At 71.2% G+C, this 15,749-nt stretch carries 15 protein-coding genes; 14 read left to right on the top strand and 1 reads right to left on the bottom strand.

The window, feature by feature from the left end:
- Window positions 1-10 precede the first annotated feature (10 nt).
- The 14 genes from BXY45_RS02710 to BXY45_RS02645 all read left to right on the top strand — a co-directional run bounded on the left by BXY45_RS02710 (window position 11) and on the right by BXY45_RS02645 (window position 14,871).
- Complete coding sequence (locus BXY45_RS02710) at window positions 11-652, top strand: HEAT repeat domain-containing protein (protein ID WP_109772782.1); 642 nt, start codon at window positions 11-13, stop codon at window positions 650-652.
- A complete protein-coding gene (locus BXY45_RS02705; protein ID WP_245961617.1) occupies window positions 649-1,587 on the top strand; it encodes a CheR family methyltransferase in 939 nt (312 codons plus the stop codon). The genes BXY45_RS02710 and BXY45_RS02705 overlap by 4 nt, the downstream gene beginning before the upstream one ends.
- Window positions 1,584-2,042 carry a response regulator gene (locus BXY45_RS02700; RefSeq protein WP_109772781.1) on the top strand — a complete coding sequence of 153 codons (459 nt, stop codon included), beginning with the start codon at window positions 1,584-1,586 and terminating at the stop codon, window positions 2,040-2,042. Before BXY45_RS02705 ends, BXY45_RS02700 begins: the two co-directional genes overlap by 4 nt.
- Window positions 2,039-4,477, top strand: coding sequence for a chemotaxis protein CheA (locus BXY45_RS02695; protein WP_109772780.1), 2,439 nt, complete (start codon window positions 2,039-2,041; stop codon window positions 4,475-4,477). Before BXY45_RS02700 ends, BXY45_RS02695 begins: the two co-directional genes overlap by 4 nt.
- Complete coding sequence (locus tag BXY45_RS23690) at window positions 4,458-4,832, top strand: hypothetical protein (protein ID WP_174976634.1); 375 nt, start codon at window positions 4,458-4,460, stop codon at window positions 4,830-4,832. Before BXY45_RS02695 ends, BXY45_RS23690 begins: the two co-directional genes overlap by 20 nt.
- The gene (locus BXY45_RS02685) at window positions 4,829-5,197 is read left to right on the top strand and encodes a response regulator (RefSeq protein ID WP_109772779.1); all 369 of its coding nucleotides are present in this window, start codon (window positions 4,829-4,831) and stop codon (window positions 5,195-5,197) included. The genes BXY45_RS23690 and BXY45_RS02685 overlap by 4 nt, the downstream gene beginning before the upstream one ends.
- Before the next feature lie 30 nt (window positions 5,198-5,227).
- Window positions 5,228-6,259, top strand: coding sequence for a methyl-accepting chemotaxis protein (locus tag BXY45_RS02680; RefSeq protein WP_109772778.1), 1,032 nt, complete (start codon window positions 5,228-5,230; stop codon window positions 6,257-6,259).
- A gap of 26 nt (window positions 6,260-6,285) precedes the next feature.
- The gene (locus BXY45_RS02675) at window positions 6,286-6,759 is read left to right on the top strand and encodes an acyl-CoA thioesterase (protein WP_245961616.1); all 474 of its coding nucleotides are present in this window, start codon (window positions 6,286-6,288) and stop codon (window positions 6,757-6,759) included.
- Window positions 6,760-6,921: 162 nt separating this feature from the next.
- Window positions 6,922-7,632 (top strand): phosphoenolpyruvate carboxykinase (ATP), encoded by a 711-nt coding sequence (locus tag BXY45_RS02670; RefSeq protein ID WP_170131285.1) that lies wholly within the window; start codon window positions 6,922-6,924, stop codon window positions 7,630-7,632.
- Window positions 7,599-8,516: a pyruvate, water dikinase regulatory protein gene (locus tag BXY45_RS02665; protein WP_211319169.1), complete on the top strand. Its 918-nt coding sequence runs from the start codon at window positions 7,599-7,601 to the stop codon at window positions 8,514-8,516. The genes BXY45_RS02670 and BXY45_RS02665 overlap by 34 nt, the downstream gene beginning before the upstream one ends.
- Window positions 8,513-10,963, top strand: a complete 2,451-nt coding sequence (ppsA, locus tag BXY45_RS02660; protein ID WP_109772775.1) for a phosphoenolpyruvate synthase — start codon at window positions 8,513-8,515, stop codon at window positions 10,961-10,963. The genes BXY45_RS02665 and ppsA overlap by 4 nt, the downstream gene beginning before the upstream one ends.
- Before the next feature lie 111 nt (window positions 10,964-11,074).
- On the top strand, window positions 11,075-11,506 hold the full coding sequence (locus BXY45_RS22825; RefSeq protein ID WP_146211053.1) for a hypothetical protein: 432 nt from the start codon (window positions 11,075-11,077) through the stop codon (window positions 11,504-11,506).
- A 43-nt stretch (window positions 11,507-11,549) separates the two neighbouring features.
- Window positions 11,550-13,136 (top strand): methyl-accepting chemotaxis protein, encoded by a 1,587-nt coding sequence (locus tag BXY45_RS02650; protein WP_109772773.1) that lies wholly within the window; start codon window positions 11,550-11,552, stop codon window positions 13,134-13,136.
- A gap of 151 nt (window positions 13,137-13,287) precedes the next feature.
- Window positions 13,288-14,871: a methyl-accepting chemotaxis protein gene (locus tag BXY45_RS02645; RefSeq protein WP_109772772.1), complete on the top strand. Its 1,584-nt coding sequence runs from the start codon at window positions 13,288-13,290 to the stop codon at window positions 14,869-14,871.
- Between the two features lie 18 nt (window positions 14,872-14,889).
- Here BXY45_RS02645 and BXY45_RS02640 read toward each other — a convergent pair whose 3' ends face one another.
- Window positions 14,890-15,651, bottom strand: a complete 762-nt coding sequence (locus BXY45_RS02640; protein ID WP_109772771.1) for a GntR family transcriptional regulator — start codon at window positions 15,649-15,651, stop codon at window positions 14,890-14,892.
- Between the last annotated feature and the right edge of the window lie 98 nt (window positions 15,652-15,749).

Below are 15,749 nucleotides of genomic sequence, written 5' to 3'. Positions count from 1 at the left end.
AGGAGACCCGATGGCACTGGTCCGCAAGACCGCGCCCGCCGAGCGTGACGCCGACGCACCGCGCCGCGCCGAGCGCACGTGGTCGGTGCTCGTCGAGCAGCTGCGTCATCCCGACCCGGAGGCGCGCCGCCGCGCCGCCCTCGACCTGCACGGTGAGCTGCGCGCCGCGCCCGCCCTGCTGGCTGCGGCCCGTGAAGAGGACGACCCCGCCGCTCGCGACGCCGCCCTCGCCACGGTCGCCTCGTTCGACCTCGTCGAGGTGGCCCGCGAGCTGGCCGGGTGGCTGGGTCTGGACGACGCCGCACGCCGCAACGCCGCCGTCGTCGCCCTGCAGTCCATGCCCTCCTGCGTCGCCTCGGTGCTCGAGCACGTGCTGGCCGGCGCAGACGTCCGAGCCCGCCTCATGGCCGTCATGGTCATCACCGCGCTCCCGCGTCCGGAGGTGCCGCGCTGGCTGCTCCGCATCGCCGAGGGCGATGCCGACGAGAACGTCGTCGCGGCAGCCATCGACGCCGGCGTGCTGGTGGACGACGCCCTCGGCCACCAGCTCGCCACCGAAGGTGCCGCGCGCTTCCCCGACAACCCCTACCTCGCGTTTCTCGCGGCGTCGGTCGCGCCCACCGCTTCGCTCTCCGAAGTGGGTGCCCCGTGACCTCACTCTCCGCCCGGCCCACCAGCACCGGCAGCGCTGCTGCGGGAGCAGCGTCGGACCAGCTCACCGACGCGCAGTTCCTGCGGGTGCGCGAGTGGGTCTACCGCCGCACCGGCATGCGCTTCGCCGACTCCAAGCGCTACTTCGTGGACAAGCGCGTCCTGTCCTGCGTGCGTGATCACGGAGGCGACTTCAACGCCTGGTTCGCCTCGCTGCGCACCGGCGCCGACGAGCGCGCCGCGCAGGCCCTCGTCAACGAGCTCACCGTCAACGAGACGTACTTCCTGCGGGAGGACCACCAGTTCGACTCGCTGGTGAAGCACGTGCTGCCGCAGGTGGCGGCGGAGCGGCGAGCCACGGGCGACACCAGTCCGGTCCGCATCCTGTCGCTGCCGTGCTCCACCGGTGAGGAGCCGTACTCCATCGCCCTGCGCCTGCTCACCGACTGGGCGGACATCGCCGAGATGGACGTCGAGATCGTCGCCGGAGACATCGACACCCGCGTGCTCGACCAGGCCCGGCGCGGCGAGTACGGCCAGCGGTCCGTGCAGAAGGTCCCCCCGGCGGTGCTGCGCGAGCACTTCGAGCGGATCGGAGACCGCTACCGCGTCGCCGAGGACATCCGCGGCGCCATCGACTTCACCCTCATGAACATCACCGACACCGAGGCCATGCGGTCCTTCCGCGACTTCGACGTCGCCTTCTGCCGCAACCTCCTCATCTACTTCGACGAGGTCTCCGCGCGCCGCGCCGCCGAGCACCTCTTCGGTGCGCTGCGCCCCGGCGGCCTGCTGTTCCTGGGCCACTCGGAGTCGATGAGCCGCATCTCGCCGATCTTCGACGCCGTCCGACTGCCCGACGGCATCGCCTACCAGCGTCCCGCGACCCGGATGACCAGCCGCTACTCCCGCCCCTCGAACGGAGCCCGTCCATGAGCGCCACCGATGTCGATGCTGGTGGAGGTGCCAGCCCGACGGTGCTCGTCGTGGACGACGCGCCCACCGTGCGCGCCTACGCCAGCGGGGTGCTGCGCGCGGCCGGGTTCACCGTCGAGGAGGCCTGCAACGGCCTCGAGGCGATGGAGCTGCTCGTGGCGCGCACGGTCGACCTCGTGGTCACCGACGTGAACATGCCGCAGATGGACGGCTACGAGCTGGTCCGCCACCTGCGCGAGCGCGCTCTCGAGCCGGCGGTACCCGTCGTCGTCATGACCACCGAGGCCCGCGACGCCGACAACGAGGCGGCACTGGCCTCCGGCGCCAACTTCCACCTGTCCAAGCCGGCGGCGCCCGAGGTGCTCGTGCGCATCGCGCAGGTGCTCACCGCCCGTGTCGCTGGCCCTGTCAGCAGCCCTGTCAGCAGCCCTGTCAGCGTGGGGAGCGCCTCGTGAGCAACCCGCTGCTCGAGCAGTTCATCAACGAGTCGGCCGACCTGCTGGCCGACGTCGACTCCGGCCTGCTGCGCCTGGAGGCCGACCCTGAGGACGCCGAGATCGTCAATGCGGTCTTCCGGGCCGCGCACACCTTCAAGGGCTCCTCGGGCCTGTTCGACCTGCCCGAGCTGACCCGCCTCACCCACGCCGCCGAGGACCTCCTCGACCAGGTGCGTTCGGGCCAGCTGGCGCTGACCACCGAGATGGTCGACGCGCTGCTGCAGGCCTTCGACACCGTGCGCCGCTGGATGCCCACCATCGAGGCGACCGGCCGCACCCCTGACGACGCCGCCGCCGTGACGGCGTTCCGCGCCGGTGTGCTGCGCTCTTTCACCGGCGCCGAGCCGGAGCCGGTCGCTGCGTCGGCGAGTGGGACGACGACGGCGACGGCGACGGTCAGCGGTACCGCCGCTGCTCCCGCCGACCTGCCCGGCTGGGTGGCCGACCTGCCCTCCGAGCACCTCGCGCAGCTGCGCACCTGGCTGGAGACCACCTCCTCGACCGTGCGCGCGGTGCGCTACGAGCCCGATGCCGGCTGCTACTTCCGCGGCGACGACCCGCTCTCCCTGTTCCGCCAGGTGCCGGCCCTCGAGCTGCTCCACGTGGCGCCCGAGGAACCGTTCGCGCCGATGGCCGAGCTCGACGAGTACGAGTGCCTGCTGCGTTTCACGGCGCTGACGCGCGCCGCGGCGGGCGAGCTGGCGCATGTGTTCCGCTACGTGCCGGACCAGGTCGAGGTCGTCGAGGTCGGTGCGCTCGGGCTCGGGCGCCTGATCGACGGGGTGCCCGCTGGGCCGCTGAACGACAGCGCGATCGACGGTGCGGCCTCCACCGGAGCCAGCGACGCTCCCGCCGAGTCCGACGCGCTGCTGGGCCAGCTCATGGTCTGGCAGGACAGGCTGCTCGAGCGCGAGGGAGTCAGCGAGGCCGCCGTCCGCTCGGCGCTGCTCGTGCTCGACCTCGTGGGCGAGGCGGACACCAGCGGGGGCGCTCGCGCCGCTGCGGCTGCTGTTCCCACGGGCGGCGCTCCCGGGGCTTCACACCCGGCCACTGCCGCCGTGCCGGCGCCGCGGGCGTCCGCCGAGGCCGCCTCCGCAGCCCCCGCGGGGGCCAGCTCCGGAGCCACCACGGGTCCCGTGACCGAGGCACCGGCCACCAGCGGGGACGACGTCCCCCGCACCCGCATCCTCAAGATTGACCAGGCGAAGGTCGACAAGCTGCTCGACCTCGTCGGGGAGCTCGCCGTCGCCAAGAACGCCCTGCCGTTCGTGGCGGCCGAGGCCGAGACCGCCGGATCCCGCGGCCTGGCCCGCCGGGTCATGGACGAGTACGCCGTGGTCAGCCGCGTCAGCGAGGAGCTGCAGGCGGCGGTCATGGAGGTCCGGATGCTGCCGGTCTCCACCGCCTTCGCCCGCGTACCCCGTCTGGTCCGCGACCTGTCGCACAAGCTGGGCAAGAAGGTCCGGCTGGTGCAGGAGGGCGAGGACACCGCCGCGGACAAGGACGTCATCGAGCAGCTCGCCGAGCCGCTCGTGCACCTCGTGCGCAACAGCCTCGACCACGGCATCGAGACCCCCGAGAGCCGTCTCGCAGCGGGCAAGCCCGAGGAGGCCATTCTCACCCTGCGCGCTGCTCCCGACGGCGACTCGGTGGTCATCGAGATCGAGGACGACGGACGCGGCATCGACACCGCCGTCGTCCGTCGCAAGGCCTACGAGCGCGGTCTCATCGACGAGAGCGCGCTGGAGACGATGTCCGACGAGGACGCCGCCGCGCTGATCTTCGCGCCCGGCTTCTCCACCGCCGCCGTCGTCTCCGACGTCTCGGGCCGCGGCGTGGGCATGGACGCCGTCCGCGCCTTCATCGAGGGCCTCGGTGGCTCGGTGGTCACGGTGAACCGCCCCGGCGAGGGCCTCCTGGTGAGGCTGCGCCTGCCGCTGACCATGGCCGTCTCCCGCGTGCTGCTGCTCACCACGGGCGCGCAGCGGTTCGGGGTGCCGCTGGACGACGTCGTCGAGACCGTCCGGGTGGACCGTCACGAGGTCACGCGCGTCGCCGGGTATCCCGCCCTCGCGCTGCGCGACACGGTGGTGCCGCTGGTGCGGCTCGACGAGCTGCTCGGAGCGACACCCCGCGCACTGGACAAGCTCAGTGCCTTGGGCGACCAGACCACCGACGCTCCGCTCAACGTGCTGGTGGTCCGCACCGCCACCGGACCGCTGGGCCTGGTGGTGGACACCTTCCACCAGAACACCGACGTCATCCTCAAACCGCTGGAAGGCCTGCTCGCCGGCACCCCCGGCTACTGCGGCACGGCCCTCCTGGGTGACGGCCTGGTCCTGCTCGTCCTCGACGTCAAGGAGCTGAACTCCCGTGCCGCTGACCACCGCTGACCGCACCGCCGTGCTCACGGGTGCGGTGACCGTCGAAGACGCCGAGAGCTTGGCCGCCTGGCTGCGCGGCACCGTCGAGCCGCAGGTCGACCTGTCCGGCTGCGAGCACCTGCACACCGCGGTGCTGCAGGCAGTGATGGCCGCAGGGGCGGCCGTCGTGGCGGAGCCCACCGACCCGTTCCTGCGTGACGTCGTCGTCCCGATCCTGCGGACCCAGGAACTCGCCGAGCCCACTGTCGAGCCGACCCCGGAACCCGAGGCCGTCTCCCCCGAAGACACCGTCACCGACTCGGCTGACGGCACTGCTGGAGCCGAGGGTGAAGAGGTCGCCCTCACGACTGAGGAGTCCGAGTGAAGACCGTCCTGTTGATCGACGACTCGCCGACCATGCTCATGAGCGTCAAGTCGATGCTCACCAAGGGCGGCCTGGGGGTGGAGACGGCTGCGGACGGGCAGGAGGCGCTCGACCGCGTGAAGGGCGGCCTCAAGCCCGACCTCGTCATCTCCGACGTGAACATGCCTCGCCTCGACGGCATCAGCTTCGTCCGTGAGGCGCGCAAGGCGGGGCTGCGGTTCACGCCCATCCTCATGCTGACCACGGAGTCCGAGCAGACCAAGCGCGACGCGGCCAAGACCGCCGGCGCCACCGGCTGGCTCGTCAAGCCCATCCAGGCCGACGCGCTGCTCGCCGTCGTCCGCCAAGTGGTCCCGGGGGCATGAGTGGCATGGGTGTTCTGGAGGCGGGGACAGGTGGCTGACCCCGCCGGCGTCGTCGACACCGAGAAGTCGACGGCGCTGCTCGCGCGTTCCCAGGAGCTGCTCGGCATCCTCACCGGCCAGCTCGGTGACGTCGTGTCCGTCACCGAGGAGGCCGCCTTCGGCGTCATGGAGGGCGTGCTCGGCATCGACGAGGCGACCTCCGGCTTGCTGGAGCTGTCCGCCGAGCTCGACGGGCTCGTGGCGCAGTGCCAGCAGGGCGCCGACACCGTGCTCGCCGCCAGCGACGACGCCTCCGAAGAGGTGGCGCACCTGGTGGGCGTGGTCACCGACCGCGACGCCGCCGTGCTCGAGCTCATCGGCCAGGTCCGCAGCCTGGACCAGGACATCGAGGCGGTGAACGCCATCGCCAAGACCACCGCGCTCCTCGCGCTCAACGCCAAGATCGAGGCAGCTCGCGCCGGCGAGGCGGGGCGCGGCTTCTCCGTCGTCGCCGACGAGGTGCGCGACCTGTCCAGCCAGTCGAGCCTGGCCGCGGAGACCATCCGCGCCGGCATCGCGCGGGTCACCGGCCTCATGGAGGAGCGGCTCGGCGTGGGCGGGGAGAGCCAGGACGTCGGCACGGCCGCCTACCTGGCGCAGCGCCTGGAGGCGCTGGCCGCGGCGCAGCGGAGCGCGGCGCAGACGTTGGCCGACAGTGGCCGCGGCATCGAGGGGGCGGCGCGGTCCATGGCGACGTCGGTGACCTCGCTGAGCGGTCGCACGTCCCAGGTGCTGGCGCAGGCCCAGTTCCAGGACATGACGCGGCAGTCCGTCGAGGGCATCGTCGGGTCGCTCGACGGGCTGAGCGGCAACCTCGGCACGCTGCGCGACCACCTCGAGGGGACGGCGGACTCCGCCGCCCTCGCAGCACTCGACGACGCCGTCGAGACCCTCTTCGCCTCCTACGTCTCCGCACGTCAGCGGCAGGTGCACGGCAGTGCTGGCCGGGTGTCGTCGGCCGGTGCATCGCATGCCCCCGAGGTGGCGGCTACTGCTCCGGCCGTGGCCATCGAGCTGTTCTGAGGGGGAGGCCAGGTAGTTTCGGTGGCGTGATCGGCTCTGTAGAGGGTGCTGAGGACGTCGCGCCCATCAGCTTCCGCACACGGACGTGGGTGCGACCCGAGCACCTCAACGCCAACGGGACCACGTCCGCGGGCAGCATCGTGCGTTGGGTCGACGAGGAGGCGTCGATCTACGCGTTCCTCCAGTTGGGCAGCTACCGGGTGGTCACCAAGCTCATCTCGTCGGCGGCGTTCAGCGCGCCCGCGCAGGTCGGCGATCTCATCGAGCTCGGCCTGCGCGTGGTGCGGTTCGGGCGGACGTCGCTGACCCTGCGCGCCGAGGTCCGCAACATGGTGACCCGCGAGGAGATCGTCACCATCGACGAGATCGTGTTCGTCAACCTCGGCGACGACGGCCGGCCCGCCCCGCACGGCTACACCGAGGTCACCTACGCCCGCGACAGGGTGCCGCGGCACCGCATGCCCGCTGCGGCGTTCCCGCGCGTCAACGAACCGGCCTGAATCCGCGCAGGCGGTTTTCGGTCGGAGTGACTGAATGGTCGCGCTCTGTCATGCATGACGGGAGCGCAAGAAGTGCATTTCTTGACGTCATCAACCCCTGGTGATCTCGCCTCCTCCACGGTCATGCTCATGAACCCGTCGTCCGGACCACGAGGAGACAGCGTGACCGTCCTGGCCCACCGCAGTGCCACCACGACCGCCCCCCGCGCGGCCACCTCCCGCGCGGCCACCTCCCGCGACGTTCACGTCTGGGAGGCCCGGGTCCGCAGGATCCTGCGGCCGGTCACCGTGGAGCTGGTCGACGGCACGAGCGCGCAGCGGCACCGGCTGGTCGCCGCCGGGGTGCGTCGCGGCATGCTCGAGGTACCGCACGCGACCGCCTCTCGCACCGACTCGCGTGCCGACCTGTCGGAGCTGCGCCTGGAGGACCTGCTCCCCGCCGCACATCGCGAGCTGCACGACCTGGAACTCGCCACCGCCCCGGAGCCGGCCGGCAGCCTCGAGGGGAACCCCGACGAGGCCACCGTCGAGGCGCACGTGCTGCGTGCTTTCTCCGGCGTCAGCCGCGGACGCACCGCGTGGTTGGTCCCGTTCGCCCTGCCGACGGGCGCCCTGGGCGTGCTGGTCACCGATTCGCTCGTCGCGGTGCTGGCCCTCCAGGAGCGCGCCGAAGTGGGCGCCGGCCCGCTGCGGCGCATCGAGGACGGTGCGCCGTGGACGGCGTACGTGCACTCGGTGGGTCTGCCCCTCGACGACGAGGACGGCCAGCCCGTACGCGACGACGTCCCCTGGCCGTGCGGTACCCGCTTCGCCGGTGAGCTGCGCTCCGGCACCGAGGTGTGGACCTGCGGCTCCCCGGTCGCGTGGGCCTGACGGCGCAGCCAGACCCACCGGACCCTTCACCACCTCCGGGCGCGCCACCGGTGCGCCGCGCGGCGTTCTTCGTCTCCGACGGCACCGGCATCACCGCCCAGACCCTCGGTAGCGCACTGCTCGCCAACTTCCCCGGGGTGCAGTTCCAGCGACGGACGCTGCCGTTCGTCTCCGGGGCCTCGGGCGCCGCGCAGATGGTGAAGGCGCTGGAGCGCGCCGAGGCGGCCGGCCTCGCGCCGATCGTCTTCACCACGGTGAAGGACCCGGCGGTGCGGGCGGCGCTGGCCGCGGCACCGGGGGCCCGCATCGACCTGCTCGGTGGGCACCTCACCGAGCTGGAGGAGGTGCTCGGGACGACGGCGTCCGAGCAGCTCGGGCAGTTCCACACCCTGGGCGACACCACCGCCTACTTCGCGCGGATGCGAGCGGTGGAGTTCGCCATCGAGCACGACGACGGGCAGAGCGCCCGTGCCCTCGACCAAGCGGAGGTGATCATCGTGGCGCCGAGCCGGTGCGGGAAGACGCCCACGACGATGTACCTCGCGCTGCAGCACGGGGTGCTCGTGGCCAACTACCCGCTCACCGACGACGACTTCCCCACCGACGGCCTGCCGCCGCTCATCGCCCCCTACACGCACCGCTGCTTCGGGGTGACCACCACGCCACTGCGGCTCAGCCAGGTGCGGCACGAGCGCCGCCCGCAGTCCCGCTACGCCAGCCTCGCGCAGTGCACGCTCGAGCTGCGCCGCGCCGAGCAGCTCTACCAGCGCAACCGCGTCCCCTTCGTGAACTCCTCCACCAAGAGCGTGGAGGAGATGTCCGCCGTGATCCTCCAGTCCCTCGAGCTGCGCCGCGAGCGCCTGTCCGGAGAAGAGCCGTCATGACCGACGTCCTGTGGTTCGAGCAGATCACCATGGCCGACCTGCCCCGGGTCGGTGGCAAGAACGCCTCCCTCGGGGAGATGGTCAGCCACCTTGCCTCGCTGGGGGTGAAGGTGCCCGGTGGCTTTGCCACCACCTCCGACGCCTACCGGCGGTTCCTGGCGCACGAGGGGCTGGACGCCCGCATCATCGACGCCGTCAACGCCGTCGACGTCGAGGACGTTACCCAGCTGGCACGTGTCGGGGCGCAGGTGCGCGGCTGGGTGGAGGAGCAGCCGTTCCCCGCCGATCTCGAGGCCGAGATCCGCCGCGCCTACGCCGCGCTGCTGGAGCGCGAGCCCGACCCCGATGCGGTGACGTGGGCGGTGCGCTCCTCGGCTACCGCCGAGGATCTGCCCGACGCCTCCTTCGCGGGCCAGCAGGAGACGTTCCTCAACGTGGGCGGGGTGGAGAACGTGCTCGCCGCCGTCCGCAGCGTCTACGCCTCCCTCTACAACGACCGGGCCATCGCCTACCGGGCCCACCACGGCTTCGACCACGACGTCGCGCTGTCCGCGGGTGTGCAGCGCATGGTGAGGTCCGACGTGGGCGCGTCCGGCGTCCTCTTCACGGTGGACACTGAGTCCGGTTTCGACGAGGTGGTCTTCGTAACCAGCTCCTACGGTCTTGGTGAGGCCGTGGTGCAGGGGGCGGTGAACCCCGATGAGTTCTACGTCTCCAAGCGGGCGCTGCGCGCCGGGCGGCCGGCGGTGCTGAGCCGCTCGGTGGGGGAGAAGGCGATCGCCATGCGCTACACCGACTCCCGCGTGGCCGGGGCCAGCACTGCCTTCGAGGACGTGCCCGCCGAGCAGCGGTTGCGTTTCTCGCTCACCGATGAGGAGGTGGAGCAGCTCGCTCGGCACGCCCTTGTCATCGAGGAGCACTACGGCCGTCCGATGGACGTCGAGTGGGCCAAGGACGGCCTTGACGGCCAGTTGTACGTACTCCAGGCGCGGCCCGAGACGGTGGTCTCGCGGACCGGTCACGGGGCGCTGCGCCGCTTCGAGCTGCAGGGCAGCAGTGACGTGCTGGTCTCCGGACGGGCCATCGGCCAGCGCATCGGCGCTGGTGCGGTGAGAGTGCTACGCAGCGTGGAGCAGATGCACGAGTTCCGCGCGGGCGACGTGCTCGTGGCCGACATGACCGATCCCGACTGGGAGCCGATCATGAAGCGGGCCAGCGCCATCGTCACCGACCGTGGCGGGCGCACCTGCCACGCCGCGATCATCGCTCGCGAGCTCGGTATCCCCGCCGTCGTCGGTACCGGTGATGCCACGCGTCTGCTGGCCGAGGGCACCGAGGTGACTGTCTCGTGCGCCGAGGGTGACACCGGGCTCGTCTACGAGGGGCTGCTTCCCTTCGAGGAGGTCGTCACCCAGCTGGACTCGATGCCCGAGAGCCCGGTCAAGATCATGATGAACGTCGGGACGCCCGACCAGGCGTTTTCCTTCTCCCGCCTGCCGAACGCCGGGGTCGGCCTAGCGCGGTTGGAGTTCATCATCAACCGGCAGATCGGCGTGCACCCGCGCGCGCTGCTCGAGCGCGACCAGCTGCCCGAGGACGTCGCTGCGCAGATCGACCAGCGCACCGCCGCGCACCCCTCGCCGCGGGAGTACTTCGTGCGCCGGGTGGCCGAAGGGGTCTCCACCATCGCCGCGGCGTTCTGGCCCGAGCCGGTCATCGTGCGCCTGAGCGACTTCAAGTCCAACGAGTACGCCAACCTCGTGGCCGGGGAGCTCTACGAGCCGCACGAGGAGAACCCGATGCTGGGCTACCGCGGCGCCTCGCGGTACCTCTCGCCCGACTTCACGCCCTGCTTCGAGATGGAGTGCGAAGCCCTCAAGCACGTCCGCGACGCGATGGGCTTCACCAACGTCAAGATCATGGTGCCGTTCGTGCGGACGGTCACCGAGGGCGAGGCGGTGGTCGAGCTGCTCGCGCAGAACGGCCTCGTGCGAGGAGAGAACGGGCTCGAGGTCGTCATGATGTGCGAGCTGCCCTCCAACGCGCTGCTGGCGGAGGAGTTCCTCGAGCACTTCGACGGCTTCTCTATCGGTTCCAACGACATGACGCAGCTCACCCTCGGCCTCGACAGGGACAGCGCCCTCGTGGCGGCCGGCTTCGACGAGCGCGACCCCGCCGTCCTCAAGCTGCTCTCGATGGCCATCAGTGCGGCGCGCGAGCGCGGGAAGTACGTGGGCATCTGTGGTCAGGGCCCCAGTGACCACCCCGACCTCGCGGAGTGGCTGGTCGACCAGGGCATCTCGTCGGTCTCGCTCAACCCCGACACGGTGGTGGCCACCTGGCTGCGCCTCGCCGAGCGCGCCACCAGCGCGCCTCCGGCGGCGGGGGACGACGTCGAGGCGCCCCTGCTCCTTGACCTGCGGCCCGAGGCAGCGGGAGCCCGCTGAGGTCCTGGGCCCGGGGGGCCCGGCCTCCCCGGGCCCACGGGTTCTGCTGATGGTCGTCTAGAGGGCCTGCTATAGGTAGCCTAGAAAGGCTGCTCAAGGTCGTCCTGAGAGGTGGACGGCTACCGGCGGCGCGTCATCGACGACGAGCTCGACGACCTCCTCGTGGCGCTGCCCGCCCTCTGCCTCAATGGTCCGAAGGGTGTCGGGAAGACCGCTACGGCGAGCCAGCGAGCATCCACCACCGTCCGCCTGGACGAGCCGGCGACACGCGAGCTGTTCTTGGCCGACCCCGAACGAGTCGTTCGAGCGACCCCACCAGTCCTGCTCGACGAGTGGCAGCGCGAGCCCCACCACGGTGCGGACGCACTCCGGTGCGGGGCGCATCACGTCGCGGTGGAGGTCAAGAGGAAGTGGTCCGGTGCGGGGCGCGTACGCAACGGGGCCCTCCCGAGGGGGCGTCCACCGCTCAGGCGTCAGGTTCTCCGGTATCTCCCGAAGGGCAGACGGAGGATGATCGAAAGAGTGGGAGGCGGGTGTCGATGATCTTGTTGTCAGCACCGCCACGTCCACGTCCTCGGGAGACCTCGTGTTCCAGCGATTCGCTGATCTTCGGGTTGCGCACAAGCTTGCGGCCGGCTTCGCCACTGTCTGTCTTCTCCTGCTCGTGGTGAGTGGCGTCGGGGTCTTCCGGCTCCAGAAGGCGCAGGAGACCACCGAGTACCTCGCCGGTAGCGGCATCGCGTCGGTGTCCGCGGCCAAGCAGACCGCACTGGCGTTCCGCGCGATCCGCCTCGATGGCCTCGCGGTCGCCCTGGCCGTCGACGAGGCGAGTACCCAGAAGGCTCTCCAGGACTTGCAGGCCGAAGAGAAAGCCCTCGACCAAGCGTGGACGGAGTACCTGGGCACCGACCCCGCGAGTTCGAAGGCCGAGCAGGAGGCCTACACGACAGCGGCCGCCCGGTTCATCGCGGCGTGGGAGAAGGCGAAGCCCCTGGCGATCAACTCTGACCTGGACGACTTCATGCAGGCCCGGGCCGACACGATGATCCCCGCGGCTGCCGACACTGAGGCCGCGCTGACGACGCTCGTGGAGACTGAGACCAGCGCTGCTCTGGCTATCGCGGAGGAGGGCCGGAGCGCCTACCGCGCCGCGCTGGCTCTCCTCATCGGGATCTCGGCGCTCGCCGTCGTCCTGGCCGTGGTCATCGGGGTCATGGTGTCCCGCTCCATCACCAGCCCGCTGTCCAAGGTCGTCGGAATCATGAAGAGCGTCGCTCAGGGCCGGTTGGACCGCCGGGTCGGACTGCAGCGCAAGGACGAGATCGGTCAGCTCGCGGGTTCCACCGACGAGTCACTGGACGCCCTGTCGGCGGCCATGCGCGAGATCACCACCGAGGCTCAGGCACTGGCAGCCTCTTCGGCGACGCTGAGCAGCGTCTCCGCGCAGATGGCCTCCGGCGTGCAGGACGCCGCCAGCCAGACCCAGGTGGTCGCCGCAGCATCCGAGGAGGTCACCGTCTCGATCGCCACCGTCGCCGCCGCCGGTGAGGAGATGACCGCGGCGATCGCGCAGATCGCCTCGGCCACGAGCGAGGCCTCCCAGATGGCCACGTCTGCGGTAGGCGCAGCCGGGTCGGCGGGTCAGGCCATCGAGCGGCTCGGGGTGTCCTCCCGCGAGATCGGTGATGTCGTCAAGCTCATTACCTCCATCGCCGAGCAGACCAACCTGCTTGCCTTGAACGCCACCATCGAAGCCGCCCGGGCCGGAGAGCTCGGCAAGGGCTTCGCCGTGGTGGCCGGTGAGGTCAAGGAGCTGGCCCGTCAGACCGCGCAGGCCACCGACGAGATCGTCGGCAAGGTCTCGGCCACCCAGAACGACGCCGCCGCAGCGGCGGCCGCCGTGACCCAGATCAGCGACGTCATCGCCCGTATCGATGAGGTGCAGGCCACCATCGCCGCGGCCGTGGAGGAGCAGTCGGCCACCACGTCGGAGATGGTCAGGAACGTCACCGAGGTCGCCACCGGCTCGGCGCAGATCTCGGAGAACGTCTCCGACATCGCCGCGGGCACCGAGCAGAACCGCGAGTCCGCGGGTCACACCGCCACCACGGCGGGTGACCTGGCCTCCGCGGCGAGTCGGCTGCAGGAGCTGACCGGACGCTTCACCGTCTGAGCCAGGGTTCCGGAGCGCCCCGACCGATCATCACGGGCGGCCGTCCGTCGCTGTGCGTGCAAGGTCAAAAGGGCGCTGAGAGTTCCGATGTCCTGAACAGGGGTCTGTCCGAGCAGCGGACCTACCCAGTCTCGAGCAGGAGGTGAGAGAGATGCGTCGCATCGCCGATTTGAAGATCGCTCACAAGCTCTACGTCGGCTTCGGTGTCGTGTGCCTGCTCCTGGCCGTGGTCTCCGGCTTGGGCATCAGCCGCCTCGGGGCGGCCCAGGAGCGGATGGACTACCTCGCGACGAGCGGGCTGGAGTCCGTGGACGCCGCCGACATCGCCGCCAAGGCCTTCACCCAGGTGCAGCTCGACCTGGCCAATGCCGCGCTCACGCCTGATGCCGCTGGCACCCAGAAGGCGCTGGACCGTTTGGCCGCTGACCAGAAGGAGCTCGACGTCCGCTGGAAGGCCTACCTCGACAGCGACCCGTCCGGCAGCAAGGCCCAGCAGGAGGCGTTCACCACGGCGCTCGGCACCTGGCGGACGGTGGCCGACCAGCTGGTCCCGCTGGCCGAGGCCAACGACCTCACAGGCTTCGTGACCGTGAGGACGACGAACGCCGACCCCGCCGCGTCCGCCGCGAGCGCGGCCCTGGAGGAGCTGACGAAGACCGAGAAGCAGGCGGCGCTGCGCATCGCCGCTGACGGCCGCGCTGACCACCGCACGGCGGTCGCTGTGCTCGTCGCGTGCGCCGTGGTCGCCCTGGCGCTCGCCGTCGGCATCGCCTTCACGGTGGCTCGCTCCGTGACGCGTCCGCTGGCCCGGGTCGTCGACGTCATGCGCGGGGTGGCCCAGGGTCGCTTGGACCGCCGGGTGGGTCTGGTCCGCAAGGACGAGGTCGGCCAGCTCGCCTCGTCCACGGACGCCTCTCTGGACTCGCTCGCCGGTGCGATGCGCGAGATCCGCGACGAGGCGGCGGCTCTGAGCGCCTCCGCTGTCTCCCTGAGCGGTGTCTCGGCCCAGCTCGCCACGGGGGCCCAGGAGTCCTCCGCCCAGTCCCAGGTGGTGGCTGCCGCCTCCGAGGAGGTCACGGTCTCCATCTCCACCGTGGCCGCCGCGGGGGAGGAGATGACCGCCGCCATCTCCCAGATCGCTTCGGCTACCGCCAATGCCTCGACGATGGCCGCCTCGGCGGTCCGCGCTGCGGGTCAGGCTGGTGACGCGATCGAGCGGCTGGGTGCCTCCAGCCAGGAGATCGGTGACGTCGTCAAGCTCATCACGAGCATCGCCGAGCAGACGAACCTGCTGGCGTTGAACGCGACCATCGAGGCGGCTCGCGCTGGTGAGCTGGGTAAGGGCTTCGCCGTCGTCGCGGGGGAGGTCAAGGAGCTCGCACGTCAGACGGCGCAGGCCACCGAGGACATCACCGCCAAGGTGTCGGCCACTCAGGGTGACGCGGCGGCGGCTGCCGCCGCGGTGAGCGGCATCGGCGACGTCATCGGTGAGGTCGATGCGCTGCAGTCGACCATTGCGGCGGCAGTGGAGGAGCAGTCCGCCACCACGTCGGAGATGGTCAGGAACGTCACCGAGGTCTCCACCGGCTCGGCGCAGATCTCGGCGAACATCGCCGGGATCGCCGCAGGCGCCGAGCAGAACAAGGGCAGTGCCGGCGAGACCGCGTCCATGGCCGTTGACCTGAACGCCTCCGCGAGCAGGTTGCAGGAGCTCACCGGGCGCTTCACCGTCTGAGCAGCCGGACCGGCCGTCTCAGCGGTCGACGAGGGTAGTCTCGAAGGCGTACCGGCTGGCCCGGTAGATGTGGTCGCCCACCTCGATGACGGAGCCGGCGTCGTCGTAAGCGGTGCGGTGCATGGTCACCAGCGCCGCGCGCGGCCGCTCGTGCAGCAGGCGGGCCTCCGCCGCCGTGGCGAGACGGGCGCCTACGGTCTGCCGTGCCACCCGGAACTGCATGCCGCGGGCCCGCATCGCCTCGTAGAGCCCTTCGGTCTCGAGCTGCTCGCGCGTCGGTGCCGTACTGGCGGGGATGTGGTTGATCATAAGGGCCAGTGGTTCACCGTCGGCAGAGCGCAGGCGCCGCACCGTCACCACCTCCACTCCCGCTGCGATGGCCAGCGCCTCGGCCAGCTCGCGGGGTGCGGGTGCCAGCGCGTAGTCGAGCACCTCCGTGGTGGGGACCCGTCCGCTGCGGGCGAGGTCGTCGTGGAGGCTGGTCAGCGCCATCGACCTGTTGACGTGGGGATGCACCACCTGGGTGCCGACCCCGCGTCGTCGCACGAGAAGGCCCTTGTCGACCAGCTCCTGCAGCGCCTGGCGCATGGTCGGGCGTGACAGTCCCAGCTTGCCGGCGAGCGCCACCTCGTTCTCGAGGCGTGACCCCGGGGGCAGCGTCCCGTCGGCGATGGCGGCGCGGAGCCGCTCCGCGAGCTGGTGGTAGAGCGGAACCGGACTGGACCTGTCGATGCCGCGAGCCAGCAGCGCAGCGACATCTGGCGCGGCCGGGCTGCTCATCGGCGCATCATCGCAGGCGGGAGGCCTCCGTCACCAGCACCGACGACTCTGTGGTCCAGAGGACCGGAAGGCCGTATGTCAGGACGAAGCCGGAGACC

Origin of the sequence: Quadrisphaera granulorum (assembly GCF_003149145.1) — a bacterium.
Taxonomy (GTDB): domain Bacteria; phylum Actinomycetota; class Actinomycetes; order Actinomycetales; family Quadrisphaeraceae; genus Quadrisphaera; species Quadrisphaera granulorum.
The sequence above is the reverse complement of the archived record's forward strand: the minus strand, read 5'-3'. Positions and strand labels throughout refer to the sequence as shown.

Coding starts and splice junctions, on each gene's coding strand:
- BXY45_RS02710 (WP_109772782.1), top strand. CDS start 11: ATGGCACTGGTCCGCAAGACCGCGCCCGCCGAGCGTGACGCCGACGCA.
- BXY45_RS02645 (WP_109772772.1), top strand. CDS start 13,288: ATGCGTCGCATCGCCGATTTGAAGATCGCTCACAAGCTCTACGTCGGC.
- BXY45_RS02700 (WP_109772781.1), top strand. CDS start 1,584: ATGAGCGCCACCGATGTCGATGCTGGTGGAGGTGCCAGCCCGACGGTG.
- BXY45_RS02640 (WP_109772771.1), bottom strand. CDS start 15,651: ATGAGCAGCCCGGCCGCGCCAGATGTCGCTGCGCTGCTGGCTCGCGGC.
- ppsA (WP_109772775.1), top strand. CDS start 8,513: ATGACCGACGTCCTGTGGTTCGAGCAGATCACCATGGCCGACCTGCCC.